Source organism: Paenibacillus harenae DSM 16969, from assembly GCF_000422465.1.
Lineage (GTDB): Bacteria > Bacillota > Bacilli > Paenibacillales > Paenibacillaceae > Pristimantibacillus > Pristimantibacillus harenae.
This window is the reverse complement of sequence record NZ_KE383843.1, coordinates 667,797-681,951: the sequence shown is the minus strand read 5'-3', so window position 1 is coordinate 681,951 and position 14,155 is coordinate 667,797. Positions and strand designations below refer to the sequence as shown.

Below are 14,155 nucleotides of genomic sequence, written 5' to 3'. Positions count from 1 at the left end.
AGACGAAATGAGGCTTTTGTGGCCGATATGATTGGATCAAATCCAGGATAGACACGAAAAAGATTCAAATTGCGGCTCTATACTCGATGAAATCCAGTATAGGCTTGTTGAAATAGGGATGAGGAGGATGCATCGGATGAAACGAAATGCGGACCGTACGACAATAGCTGCACCCAAGCCGTCTACGTCGGTACAGTCGTTTGCCGGAGGCATCTTTCATAAATATAAGGCGGGAGCGGCGTCGCACAACCGTTTCGGCAGAGTCATGATGGCGCATGCGATTCAAAGCCAGCCTAACGTGGTTCAGCAAACCGTTCATGTTCAGGTAACGGCGCCAAAAGATCCTGTTTTACACGCGAATAAGAATAAAAAGGCCGTACCGCCCGCGGAACGGCTGGTTGAACGGATTATTGAACGAGAAAAAGTTATTGTCGATCGAAATACGATCGTATTGCGGGATGTCACGCATGTTATTCGAGAGCAGCGGACGGTCAGGGAGTTAGCCGTAACGCAGCCTTTGCAAGTTCAGCCAGAACGAATCACGGCCGCAAAGCCTGTTCAATCGCATTCAACGATACATAAACAGTCAAGAGAGATTTCGGTCATACAAAGGAAAAGAGCAGTCATTCAGAACAATTCCGAAGAAATAGGGGTCATTCAAAACGGACCTAAAGAAAATTTGGCCATACAAAACAGAACGCCGAAAAGTTCAAACAAAACCGTAGAACAAAAAGAAGTTAAGGATTCAACCTATTCGCAAATTCGAAAGGTACCGCAAACCGCGATAAACTCAACTACGATAGGGAGAGGAGTTTCGCGGGCGGATGACTATATAGGACTTCAGGCCAAGCTAAGGTCCGGCATTATGATTCAATCGATCCGAGGGCTGGAGCGGCTGAAAAGATCGACGGTTAAAGAAAGTTTTCAGCTCATATCAAGCAGGCGGATGACAAAAGATTCACCGCTGCAATTGACGAATGCCAGGCGAGCCGCGTTCAGGCAGGAGCATGGCGAAACGACCGGCCCCCAGCTGCAGCTGCAGCAGGAGGCCGCCAAGCGCGAGGCAGCTGCGGTCAGGAAGCAGCAGGGAGCGTTGAATAGAGCCGAAAAGGCGAAGCTTGAGGCGGAGAAGCGCGAGACTGCTGCGGTCAGGAAGCAGCAGGTAGCGCTGAATAGAGCCGAAAAGGCGAAGCTTGAGGCGGAGAAGCGCGAGACTGCTGCGGTCAGGAAGCAGCAGGGAGCGCTGAACAGAGCCGAAAAGGCGAAGCTTGAGGCGGAGAAGCGCGAGACTGACCAGCAAAGAGAGTCAGCAAGCCTCGATGCTGCCGGAAGCGGCAGCCAACAGCCGGTACGAGCTGTCGTTAGTCTCACAAGGCAGCCGGGCTTACATGTGAAGGTGCTTTCTTTCGCCGAACAGCAGCGACAGCGATTGCAAGCATTAGTGCTTAAGCGGGAACCGCTGCAAGCAGCCAATAAAGAAAACGGAAATATACCGTTCTCAATCGCAGCAAAACGTCTCGTTCACCTTTCGCAGCAGCCGCTATCCGGGCGGTCGGAGCCGCATAATAATCGTTCAACTCCTAACGATTTGAAAAACGTTTCTGCAGAAAAGCACATACAAGTATCCGGGAGCAACGGCAGGCATCAATCGGAGATACCAAATTATTCAGAGAGGAAGCCGCTTCGAGAAGCCGCGCCGACCAAACCGTTAAAGCCCGTTCCGGCGAAAACGAGCATAATCAGCCAACGATTTTTATCGGAAAAGCCGATGATGACCCTTCTGCGCCGCTTTGACACGAGGTACTCCGGCAGCGCGGCAGGCAAAGAAACTTTACCAAGCGGAATAAACGAAGAAATTGTTTCTCGCCTCCCGGAAAATAGAGAACCGGGAAGCGGCAGCCGGAAAGCGATCGTTCACCTGAAACCAATGGGTGCATCATCGCCGGAAGCAGAAAGCAAGCCGGATGAAGCAAGAAACCCGAGAGTCACACGCTCTGCTTCGCCAACGACGGCACCGTCGGTTTCATCAAAGTCCGCAGCAAAGACAACGCCAGCGATTGGATCGAAAGATGAATCAACGAATGCTGCAAAGACAGAGCCAGCGATTGGATCGAAAGCTGCACCAATGAATGCACCAAAATCAATGCCAACGACTGCATCAACAACAGCATCACTGACAACATCACCGAGCGCATACTTGACCGCATCAACGACAGCATCAGCTAATACGGAGCATCCGTCCGCAAAGCAGTTTAAGCAATGGTCTGTAAAACCGGACGGTCAGCAAACCAATACATATCTGCAGCATCTGATTATTGCTCGAGGAAAATTAGCCGCGAGATCGGTAAGCGTTTTGAAGCGACTGTCCTCGCTTTCACCTCGTCTTGCGACGAGAATAAAGCATCAAAGTGCAGCTCCCCCATCAGTGAACGCAGCCGATCTAGAGACAAGAGCTGCCGGGGAAGAAAAATTGACCGGCAGAATGCCAAGGCAAGAGAAAGCGGTGCGGAGTCAGCTAAAGGCAAGTGATCGGCATACGCTGTCCTCGGGCAAAACGACTATTACCCATCGTTTGCCTAAGCCGTCAGAGGGGCAATTCAATTCCGATGAAGTCGTCGGCAATCCGGTTCCATTAAGGGCTTCTAATCGTTTCGCATCGATTGCCTCCAAAGGATCCACAGGGCAATCAGCGCATGCAATACAGAACATAATTCTAAATGGAATGAGACCGATCGGAATCTCTCAGGCGGGTGCACTTGTATATGAGAAACACTCACCGAAGGCGGGTTTGTCGAGGAGCGTTTCGGAAAGCCGGCTACATGCTCAGAGCAGCCAGCCGACAAAAGCGGCAAGCCCAACCCATGCACTGAACAGCAGGCTGAACAACAATGCGGTAAGCCAGGTACAAGCCCGGCACAGCAGGCCTAACACGGCTGTGAACCCAGCTGTAAACCCGGCTGTAAACCCGGCTGTAAACCCGGCACTAGCTCAGCGCAACCAGCCAAATATGTCAGCAAGCCGGTTACAGTATCAGCGCAACAAGCCAAATATGTCAGCAAGCCGGTTACAGTATCAGCGCAACCAGCCAAATATGTCAGCAAGCCGGTTACAGTCTCGAAGCAGCCAGCCGAATACGGCGGTGAGCTCAACACAGGTTCAGCGCAGCCAACCGCATGCGTCGTCCAGTCCTGCGCCAACACAGCGCGCAACTGAGCGTAGAGCCGTTGATGTTGCCTTTCCTCGAAGCACCGCTGCTGCGACCGTGGTCCGGGCTAACAGGAAGCCGTCTATACAAAGAGCTCTTCGAAACATAGTAACGACGGTTGCGAACATTGACCAAGAGCGGATGCAGCCGCAAGAGGGGAAGGCGCATGCGAGCGGAAACGAAGGCTTTAGTTATGCAAGGCCGGCAAATATCCGCAGCGATTCCCCTGCGAACGCCGGTGTACCGTCGATGGCAGGGCCTTTCGCGGACCGCGGCGCGATGCCCGTGCTCTCGCATCACCGGCCGAAGCCCCCTGCAGCGAAGGAACCGCCGCGCCAGGTGCAGGTCGAAGCTCCCCGGGAGCTGGATCCCGAGAAGCTGCAGAAGATGATTATGAAGCTGCCGCAGCTTCATCCCGAAGCGATCGCGGATCAAGTCTATAAAGCGCTGGAGAGAAAAATGAAGCTGGAGCAGCGGAGACGCGGCTTTTAAGCGGACAGGTTAGGAGAATGCGGCGGATGGCATTAAGCAAAGCGCAATTTTGGATTTTTCGAAGCAATGAGACCGAGAAGATCGACGTGCTGTTCAATCCAACGGAATATGAAATGGAGTCCGGCAATCAGTACTCGGAGAAGGAAGTGCCGGGGCTGCAGACGCCGCTTTCCCAATATACGGGCGGGGACAGGACGAAGCTGTCGCTCAATTTGTTTTTTGATACGTATGAGGCGGGAATCGACGTTCGGACGCATACCTCCAAAATCGTAGGCATTCTCGATGTGGATTCGGATCTGCACACGCCGCCAACCTGTAAATTCATATGGGGATCGCTTGATTTTAAAGGGGTTATTACAAGCATTTCGCAAAAATATACGATGTTTCTGGAGTCCGGCGTGCCTGTCCGCGCATCCCTCACCGTATCGATGCTCAGCTCGCAAACGATGAAGGAGCAGTATCAGGAAATTCCGAGGCAATCCGCCGACCGCACCAAGCAGAAGACGGTGAAGCAGGGGGATCAGCTGTGGTCGATCGCGGCCGGCGAATACGAGGATCCGGGCGCATGGCGCCATATTGCCGAAGCGAACGGAATTGATAATCCGCGTATCCTGACAGCCGGCAGAAGCCTGACGATTCCAAGACTGGAGTGAACATATGGCACCCGGGGAAGCAAGCTCCTTTGATAGTTTAGAACAGAAGTACGGTCATTTTAACGCGCCGGAAGCGGACGTCCTGATCGAAGGTCAATTGGCGAGGCAATCGGATATGGCCATCGATTGGGTTGACGTCGAGCTTTCGACGGATGCCCAGGCCGATGTCGCCCGTTTCTCGATCTCGAACGGTTATATATGGAGCGAATCCCGCATGCAGTGGATCGGATCGACCATTACCGTCGGGAAGAAGCTGCAGGTCAAGCTGGGCTACGCGGACAAAAAATCACTTGTTTTTGACGGGATTATCACAGGCTATACGCTTGATTATCCCTCTAACGGGAGTCCGGCGATCATCGTAACGGCGATGGACCGTTCGTTTCTGATGATGAAGACGTCGCATTCGAAGGTTTGGAATCAGAAGAAGGACAGCGACGTGGTCAGGCAGATCGCCGGCGAATACGGATTAAGCGCCGAAATTGACGATACGACCGTGACCAAAAAGACGATCGAGCAAATCGGAATCAGCGATTATCATTTTATCCGCTCGCTTGCCATCGAGAACGACCGCCTTTTTTATGTCGATGGGACAAAGCTATATTTTAAAAAACCAAAAACGTCCGGTTCGCCTCTCATCACATTGAAGTACGGGAAAAACCTCGTCCAGTTTACGCTGCAGGTCGACGGCTCGAGCCAGACGTCGAAGGTGACGGTGCGCGGCTACGACGTCGATAAAGTGGAAGCGATCGAATATTCGGCCAGCACGGTAACGGTGATCGGCAGCAACCAGAAGAGCGGTCCTAGCGTAGCAAGCCTGCTCTCAACGAAGAAGATCGAGGTTGTCTATACGCAGGCGGCATCTCAGGAAGAGGCGCAATCGCTTGGCAAGGCGATGCTGGAACGCTTATCGCGCGAGCTGGCGGCCGGGAACGGCACGTCGGTCGGCCTACCGGAAATCAAGCCGGGCGAGCTCATTAAGCTCGAAGGGCTGGGCAGCACTTCCCTTGATCAGCTGATGCGGTTAAGGAAAGTGATTCATAAGCTGGACGCGACGGACGGGTATATGACTTATTTTGAGACGGAGGGGAATGCGATTTGAGCAGGATGGTTCCGGGTTTTTTCGACCAGCATGAGCGTTCCATGCCGTCCGAGCAGCTGTCCGGCGTGTGGAATGCGATCGTTACCGACAATAAAGATCCCGAGAAGCTCGGCCGCGTCAAGGTGAAGTTCCCGCTTCGCGAAGGCGAGCTGCAGACGGATTGGATCCGCATTGCGACGCTGATGGGCGGCAAAGACATGGGCTCGCTGTTTTTGCCGGAGGTGAACGACGAGGTGCTGATCGCATTCCTCATGGGCAGGCTGGACCAGCCGGTCGTGATCGGCTCGTTGTGGAATAAGAAAAATAAGCCCCCCGTCCCTCATGAGAAGAACGATATCCGCAAAATCAAAACAAGATCGGGACATGAAATTATTTTCGACGATGTGGACGGATCGGGCTCCGTTACGATCAAAACATCCAAGGGTCACCAGATTACGCTGGACGATAAGGCCAAATCGATAACGCTGGAAACGCAGGATAAGCAGCAATCGCTGAAGCTTGACGAGACCGGGAAGAAGGTCATCCTCAAGGCCGGCTCAACCTCGACGCTTGAGATGAACGCGCAGGGCGACGTGAAGCTGACGGGTACCAAATCCGTTACCGTAAAGGGTGCGCAGGTGAAGGTGGAGGCGGATGCGACGTTGACGCTCCAATCGAACGGCATGCTTGAAGTGAAGGCTAACGGGATATTGTCGTTGAAGGGCTCTATGGTCAAAATCAATTAGCGGGGAAAGGAGCTGCGGCGATGCCGGCTTCATTTTTGGGAAAAGGATGGAAGTTCCCGGTTCAGGTCGATTCCACGACGGGCCGCATTCGGATGGCGGAAGGGGAAGAGGACATCGAAGAGTCGATCCGTATCATCATTCGCACCTCAAAGGGCGAGCGGTTAATGCGTCCCGACTTTGGCTGCGGCTTGCGGGAATTCGTGTTCGGAACGACCGATGAAACGTCCATGCGGCTTATCGCAAGCGATGTGCAGGAAGCCATCCGCATCTGGGAGCCGCGGGTAAAGGACGTGGAGGTCGAGGTTAAGCCCGACCGGCAAAATAACGGGCGCGTCCTGATGAGCGTGACTTATAAAGTAAGGACGACTAACAATTTATTCAATCAGGTCTTTCCTTTCTATTTGGAGGAAGGATCGAAATAACGGGAGCGAACGACGCGATGAATCACGGGGGAAGAAATGGCGGTGACAACCGTCCGCCGAAAATCAATCATCATAATCTATCTTCCTTCATGGCAAAGCTGAAGGAAATGGCGCCTCATTATACGCCTGAATGGCGTTTCTCGCAGGATGATCCGGATGCGGGGACGGGACTGGCCTATTTGACCGCCGAGATGCTCGAGGACACGGTGCAGCGGCTGAACCAAGCGCCGCTTAATCATTTTCTCGCGTTTCTAGATCTGATCCAGGTGAAGCTGCAGCCGCCAAGGCCTGCCCGCGCCTACGTTGTCGTTCAGCTTAGCGAAGGAACGGCCGAACCGGTCTATTTGCCTGCCGGCATCGCATTGACGGCCCCTCACCCGCAAGGCGGCGAGCCGCTTGTCTTCGAGTCTGAGAAGGCGCTGCTTGCGACGCCTGCGAGGCTGATGGAATGGATTAACGTGCATCCCGAGCGGGATCGCATCTCTACCGCAGCTACGGAGTACGGGGAGCGGCTGAGAAACGGGCATGCGGAGCCGGTAGGTTTATTCGATACGAGCTCAAAGCCCAATGAGCAGGAGCATGCTTTGTTTATCCGGCATGACGATCTGTTTCTCGTGGACCGTCCGAACCGATTTTATCTTAACGTATATCATACGGAAAAACGGTATACCGAGCCTGAAGTTGCCGCATCTCTTGCCTCGGAGTGGGTAGAGTGGAGTTACCCTTGCAAGGGAGAATGGGTCAAGTTCGATGCGGCTACGGCAGCTGGAAACATGGTTATTCTACATAAGCGGCGGATAGGAAGAATTGAACCGACCGAGCATGAGGGCATCCCCGGCAGGTGGATCCGGTGCGTCGTGAAGCAGTTGGACGGACAAGCATCGCCCTTGCTCGGCAGGTTTCTGGAGATGGATAAGCTGCGATTGCGCGCGGCACATGACGCGGCCGGCGACGAAGCGGGCATAACGCCGGGCGCTTTGTATTTTAACGATACGGAGCTGCTTGCTAACGGCTTCTACCCGTTCGGCGAGCAATTCATGCCTTATTCCGTCTTCTATTTATCGTGCGAGGAGGCGTTCACCAAGCGGGAGAGCAAGATCAAGCTGACCTTCTCGGCGAAAGCGGTCGCGAACCGGCTGCGCATGGCGCAGGATCCGGAGGTCAAATGGAAGATGGTCATGCGTACCTCCGACTTCGAGGAGAAGGACCCGCCTCGCGTGCGCATCCGCAGCGTCATCTGGGAGTATTGGGACGGAAGCAATTGGGCGAGACTGCCCGGCTGCGAGCCGTACGGGGATTTGTTCGCCGAGCTTCCGGAGCAGGAAGCAAGAAGCTTCACGCTCGCATTTACATGCCCGGAGAATATGACGCAGACGTTCGTTAACGGCTCCTTCGATTATTGGATCAGAGCCAGGGTGCTGCAGACCGATCCGATTATCGCGCCGGTTGTGGAGTATATGTCTCCCTGGCTCGAGCAGCCATCCCTGTCGTATGCGCATGGCACGCAAACGCTGTTTATGCCGGAGCATGCGTATACAAGAAACAACGCGGATGATCGCGACCGGACGGCGCCGGCACAGCAAGGCGGTCGGCCGTTTAAGCTGTTCGAACCGATTCCAACCAGCCATCCTTCGCTGTACGCTTCCTTTCAGGCAGCGCCGATCAAAGGACCGATACGATTGCATATTGATCTGGAAAGAAGATTTACGGCCCGCAGTCAGCCTCCGTGGCTGGAATGGGAGGCGCTCTGCCGGGAAGGCGGGAGATGGGTATGGCAGCCGCTTAAGGTGGTCGACACAACCGAAGCCTTCACGATTAGCGGCGGGCTGCAATGGACAGGACCGCCTTCGATGACGGCTGCCCGATTGTTCGGGAAGGAGCGGTATTGGATACGGGCGGTTAATCGGGACAGCAGCCTCGGCGATGCGTATCCGCATAATCCGGTAGCCGCCAGCATGCATATGAATGCCGTTTCTGTCAGGCAGCAGATCAGCCAGGAGAAGGAGCTGACCATTCCCGCGGACGGCTTCGTGCTGTTATCGCCATCAGCCTTTATCGAAGAAGAGGTATGGGTCGATGAGCTTGCGCATATCGCTGCCGGCGACCGCTTGGAGCTTGTCGATTCCAATCCCGATGATTATAAGCTTGAGAGAGACGGGGACGGAAATGACCAGCGCTTCTGGGTTCGCTGGAAGCCTGTCAGCTCGCTTGCGGAATCGGGACCGACAGATCGCCATTATTGCCCGGACCATGCGGGAGGGACCATGCAATTCGGCGACGGCGTGCGGGGGAGGCTGCCTTCGTCGGATACGCCTCAGACGGTGCGCGCCCGATTCAAAACAACGGCGGGCGCAAGCGGACATGTCGAGGCCGGGCAAATTACAGGCATGGTCGTCCCGCATGCTTTTATAAGCGGCGTTAGCAATCCGGCGCCGTCCGTCAGCGGCGGGGATGCGGAGCGGATCGAGCAGGTGCTCGTGCGCGGGCCCCAGCGACTGAAGCACCGCGGCCGGGCCGTGACGGCCAAGGATGTGGAATGGATCGCGCGCGAGGCATATCCGCAGATTGCGAAGGTGAAGTGCTTAAGCAACCGCAATGCGCTTCTGGAGCGTTGTCCCGGCTCCTTAACGGTGGTCGCCTATCCGTTCGGCGGGCTTGCGACAGCCGCGCAGTTTCCGGAGCTTCGCCGCACCGTGGAGCGCGAACTCATGCGTTCGGCGTCGAACCTGGTATCGGTAGGCGGGGCAATCCGCGTCATTGAGCCGGCTTATCTGGAAATATCGGTTCATGCGACGGTGGCTGCCGATTCGGAGGATGAACTAGTGCCGGTCGAAATGGCTTCCGTAAGCAAGCTGAACGCTTTTTTAAACCCGATTACGGGCAATGCCGACGGCAATGGCTGGAATATCGGCGAAGCGCTGCACGTTTCGGTGCTGCATTCGCTGCTGCATGGCATCCGTTCGCTGCTCTATATCGAGCGCCTGTACTTGCATGTCGTCAAGGTGGAGAACGGCAACCGCGTGGAATGGGATCCGGCGAGAATGAACGAGGTCATGCACGGCATCGTCATCAACGGGAGCCATTTCGTAACGGCAATACCGGCGCCTAAATAAGCTGTATATTTTTGATTATTTTTAGAAGGAGAGATTTTATGCTGCCCAGGCTGCCGCTCGACGACCGTACTTATGCGGAGATCGTCCAGCAATCCAGAAGGCTCATCCCGAAGCGGGTTCCGGAATGGACGGATGAGAACGCGCATGACCCGGGCATCACGTTCATCGAACTGTTCGCCTGGCTGACGGAGATGCAGCGTTATTATATCGGACGGATTCCTGACCGTAACCGCCGGAGATTTCTAGACCTGCTCGGCGTAGAACCTGCGGACGCGAGCTCGGCGAGAACCGTCGTCCGGTTCTCCGGCGTAACGAAGCCGGTAACGCTGCCGCGCGGCACGAAGCTAATGGCGGAGGACCAAATGTTCGAGACGGACGCTTCGCTCCCGCTTGTGCCGCTGTCGCTGGATCGGGTCGTGACCCGCACGGAGCGGGAGGCCAATGATGTAACGGCAACGAACGAGCATGCGAACGTCCCTTTCTATGCGTTCGGCATAGAGGCGAAGGCCGCCTCGAAGCTTTATCTATCCTTTGATCGGGAGCTTCGGCCGGAAGAGCGGATAACGATAAACGTGAAGCTGCTGGAAGCGGGCAAGCAAATGAACGAAGAGGCCGGGCATGAAGCATACATCGACCGGTCGGCCATCTCTCCTTCCGCCAGACTTTCCTGGAAGGCTTACTGCCGGGATGAAGGGACCGGCACCGCAGGCTGGATGCCGGTCGACATGATTGCCGACGAGACGCTTCACCTGACGCTCAGCGGGGAGGTGACCTTTCGCGTGAAATCGCCCATGCGGACCGTTACGGTTCATCCGGCAAGCGAGCGCGCAAGGTACTGGCTTTGCTGTACGGTGGAAGAGGATGGCTATGAAATGCCACCCCGCATCAGGCATATTATGCTTCATACCGTCGGCGCGGCGCAAAAGGATACGTTATGCGAAGCCGTCGATTTCGCTGTTGGCGGCAGCCCGGATGAAGAGATACATATCGATACATATTTGGCCTTGTATGGCCGAATTTACGTTCAAGTGCAAGACGGAAACGGAGCGTGGCGCTATTGGCAGCAAGCCGAATCTTGGGAGACGGCATCCGCTTACAGTCAGCCGCCGAGATTATATACGATTAAGAAGGATGAAACAAACGGGTGCGTAACGATTCGGTTCGGCGACGGGATAAAAGGCGCGGTTCCGCCGCCGGGACGAACCGTGCGGGTCATCGCCTCCGTGCCGGATTTCGAGCTCCACCGCGTTGCCGGACGGAGCAACGGCCTGCCGGGCCAGCATTTCGAGCTATACCATCTGCCCTGCAAGAAACGCGATGCGCTGCGGCTTCAGGTCGGCGAACCCGAAGCGGATGGCGCGTACAAATGGGAGGACTGGACCCGGGTCGACGACTTTGACCGTTCGGGTCCGGGAGACCGCCACTTCGTATATGACCCGGCGAAGCGGCTGCTCTATTTCGGGAACGGAGAGCGCGGGGCCATTCCGCCGGCGCAGCCGGAGAACAATATTGTGCTGATCGCTTGCGAGCTTGGCGGCGGCGGAAGGGGCAACGTGAAGCCGCGGCTTATTTCGGAGTGGGCAAACGAGAGGCAGCGGGCCTTGGGCATCACGGTCGATAACCCGAATTACGCCGCAGGCGGTGCAGATGCGGAGACGCTTCAGGAGACGCTTCAGCGCGCGCAGGCCGAACTGCATCGAACGTTCCGTGCGGTGACGAACGAGGATTACGAGACGATCGCGCGCGAGACGCCGGGGGCGGCGGTGTCGCGCGTGCATGCGATCCCGCTCTTCAAGCCCGGTCTCGCCGATTATCCGCGAGACAAGGCGGAGGGCCAAGTATCGGTCGTTGTCGTTCCATACAGCCTTAGCGAGACGCCGACGCCAAGCAAGGGCTTTCTGCAAACGGTTAAGCGCCATCTCGATACACGGCGGCTCGTGACGACGGAGGTGCATGTCATTCCGCCCGTCTACATCAAAGTAACGGTCAACGCGGTCGTCGTCGTCGAACCGCAGTTCGTGGACGAAGGACAACGGTTGATCGAGCTGTTAGAGCGTCTGCTAAGACCGCTCGACGGCGAGCAAGGCGCCAAAGGCTGGACGTTCGGCCGCAGCGTCTACAAAGGCGACATCTATAATGCGTTAAGCGGAGGAAGCGGAGTCGTATACGTACAGGATTTATGGCTGGACGGGGATGGCCCCCATGTCCAAAAAAGCGCGGGCGGCGACGTCATTTTACCGCCGCACGGCCTTGTCTATTCCGGGCGGCATGATATTCAGCTCATTAGTCGAACCCATCTCTAGCAGGATGCGAACCGGCAGCAAAGGAGGTACGGCATGACCTTGCAAAACCGTTTTTTTTCGATAAACCGCGAAGAAGATTGGCGGCTCGGCACCGGCTACAATGTCGGGACACAGCTTGCGGGCTGCGGCGTCCGCCGCGACAATAAATACGGAATTGCCGGAACTCTGCTATTGAATGAGCTAGCCGGCACCGCGCCCGTTAAGGAAATGGCCGTTTCGCGGCATGAGCATTTATATTTGCTGGACGAGAGGGCCGATCTCTGGATATACGACCGCAGAAACTCGTCTCATAAACGGCTGTTCACGCAAGGACACGGCTTGTTCAGCCCCAATGCGAGGCTGGCGGCCGAAGGCGAGCTGCTGTTTGCCGCCGACCTTGCAAGCGAGCGCACAGTGGCCGCCTATCATACCGGAAACGGGCAGACGATGTGGACGCGCGGCGGAGACCAGGCGGACGGGATTCCGCTCTATCCGCTTGCGATCGCCGCTGACAAACGTTATGTATATGTCCTTACCCCGCTGGAGCTGGATACGGTAGGCGACGAACCGTCCGTGCCCGAAGGCGCGAAGCTGGGCATTATCCAGTTCACGCATGGCGGAGCAGTCGCGGGCGTATGGAGCGACCCGGCGTTCGGACAGCTCGCCCGCGCGAAGCTGAGGCATATGAACCGGACGTATTTCATGACGGCGGCGGTCTCGGGGGAGCTTTATATTTTCGATACGCTATATGCGAGGTTGTTCTCTTTCGGTTCAAACGGCCGAATGGGCTTTAAGCGCGGTTTGCCTTCGCTGCCGTATGCGGGATTGTGTTCGGACAGCGGCGGGAAGCTCTATGCGGGCGATTCCCGTCAGCTGGACCAAATAAGCGAGGACGACAGGTTTATCGTGCAGTTGAATGCGGGAGGCGAGGTCATCGGACGTATTACGGGCTTCCGCGGCAAGGCCGATCAGCTGCTGATCGACGAGAAGGACCGGATGTACATCTTGACCGGCGAAGAGGGCACCGTCACGATATTGAACCTTCAGCCTCAGACGCTGCCGATGAAGGAAACCGGCGTACCCGAGGGCGTCTGGCTCTCTCGCGCATTTGACAGCGCGGAAGCGGATACGGTCTGGCACAAAATGCTGCTCGATGCCTTTATCCCTGACGGGACTCAACTTCGCATATCGTATTTCAGCCAAAATACCGACAGCTGCGTCCTGGGAGGCGTCTATCGGAGGGTGGACGATTGGATCGCGGACCCGACTATTCCTTATCGCGAGAAGCTGAAGGGTCTAGCCTCGTACTGGTCTGCGCCGGTCATTAATCCGAAGGACGCTTTGTTCTTCGGCGCCAAAGGCCGGTATTTATGGCTGAAGATCGAATGGATGGCGTCGGAGCGTCATACGCCGTTAATCCAGTCGATGCGCATATATTTTCCTAGGGAAACCTATCTTTCCTATTTGCCGGCTGTTTATCAAGAGGACCCGGCGAGCCGCGACTTTCTTGAACGTTACTTATCATTATTCGGCACGTTATTTTCCGAAATCGAGGATGAAATAGCGGATCTGTCGCAATATATGGACCCGGAGAGGGCGACCGGCGAGCATTTGCGCTGGCTTGCGGCCTGGGTTGGCCTTACGACCGACGATTATTGGACGGATAAGCAGGTTCAGGCGTTCATTCAAGCGGCTCCGGAGCTTTACCGCTACCGGGGAACGCGTCAGGGCTTGATGAAAACGATTGAAATCTACACCGGCATATCGCCGCTGATCGTTGAATATTTTCAGACGAAGGCGATGCGGGACAATGCGGAGCTTCGGGAGCTGACGGACCGGCTGTACGGCGGCGATCCGTATACGTTTACCGTGCTGCTCAGGCCGGAGCAGGCTCCGACCGAGAAGCAGCGGGTTGTCCTCGAACAGCTGCTGGAGGAACAGAAGCCGGCCTTCACGGAAGCCAAGCTTGTTCTGCTTCAGCCATGGATGTATTTGGATCTGCATACGTACCTCGGCATCAACACGGTGCTGACAGAGCCGTCATTGCTCATGCTGAACCCGGACCGCGCGATGCCTAACGATACGTTGATCGTCGACGTCGGGATGGAGAAGCGTATGGATGTTCATACCCGCCTGGAAATGGATTCGGAGCTGGAATAATAGA

General features: G+C 55.9%; 8 protein-coding genes. All 8 read left to right on the top strand.

Features of this window, described 5'->3' with window-relative positions; genetic code table 11:
• The first annotated feature begins 136 nt into the window (after nt 1–136).
• From H581_RS0122535 to H581_RS0122500, 8 genes are read left to right on the top strand one after another with little or no spacing between them, the layout of a single operon-like run.
• Nucleotides 137–3,697, top strand: a complete 3,561-nt coding sequence (locus H581_RS0122535) for a hypothetical protein (RefSeq protein ID WP_028611983.1) — start codon at nt 137–139, stop codon at nt 3,695–3,697.
• Between the two features lie 26 nt (nt 3,698–3,723).
• Nucleotides 3,724–4,350 (top strand): CIS tube protein, encoded by a 627-nt coding sequence (locus H581_RS0122530; protein ID WP_028611982.1) that lies wholly within the window; start codon nt 3,724–3,726, stop codon nt 4,348–4,350.
• 4 nt (nt 4,351–4,354) lie between these two features.
• Entirely contained in the window at nt 4,355–5,449 is a 1,095-nt protein-coding gene (locus H581_RS0122525; RefSeq protein WP_028611981.1) for a phage late control D family protein, read from the top strand.
• A gap of 5 nt (nt 5,450–5,454) precedes the next feature.
• On the top strand, nt 5,455–6,174 hold the full coding sequence (locus H581_RS0122520; RefSeq protein ID WP_051251307.1) for a phage baseplate assembly protein V: 720 nt from the start codon (nt 5,455–5,457) through the stop codon (nt 6,172–6,174).
• Between the two features lie 20 nt (nt 6,175–6,194).
• Nucleotides 6,195–6,596: a GPW/gp25 family protein gene (locus H581_RS0122515; RefSeq protein WP_028611979.1), complete on the top strand. Its 402-nt coding sequence runs from the start codon at nt 6,195–6,197 to the stop codon at nt 6,594–6,596.
• A 17-nt stretch (nt 6,597–6,613) separates the two neighbouring features.
• Nucleotides 6,614–9,709, top strand: coding sequence for a baseplate J/gp47 family protein (locus H581_RS0122510; protein WP_028611978.1), 3,096 nt, complete (start codon nt 6,614–6,616; stop codon nt 9,707–9,709).
• Nucleotides 9,710–9,747: 38 nt separating this feature from the next.
• A complete protein-coding gene (locus tag H581_RS0122505; protein WP_028611977.1) occupies nt 9,748–12,012 on the top strand; it encodes a putative baseplate assembly protein in 2,265 nt (754 codons plus the stop codon).
• A gap of 33 nt (nt 12,013–12,045) precedes the next feature.
• Nucleotides 12,046–14,151, top strand: coding sequence for a phage tail protein (locus tag H581_RS0122500; RefSeq protein ID WP_028611976.1), 2,106 nt, complete (start codon nt 12,046–12,048; stop codon nt 14,149–14,151).
• Nucleotides 14,152–14,155: the final 4 nt, after the last annotated feature.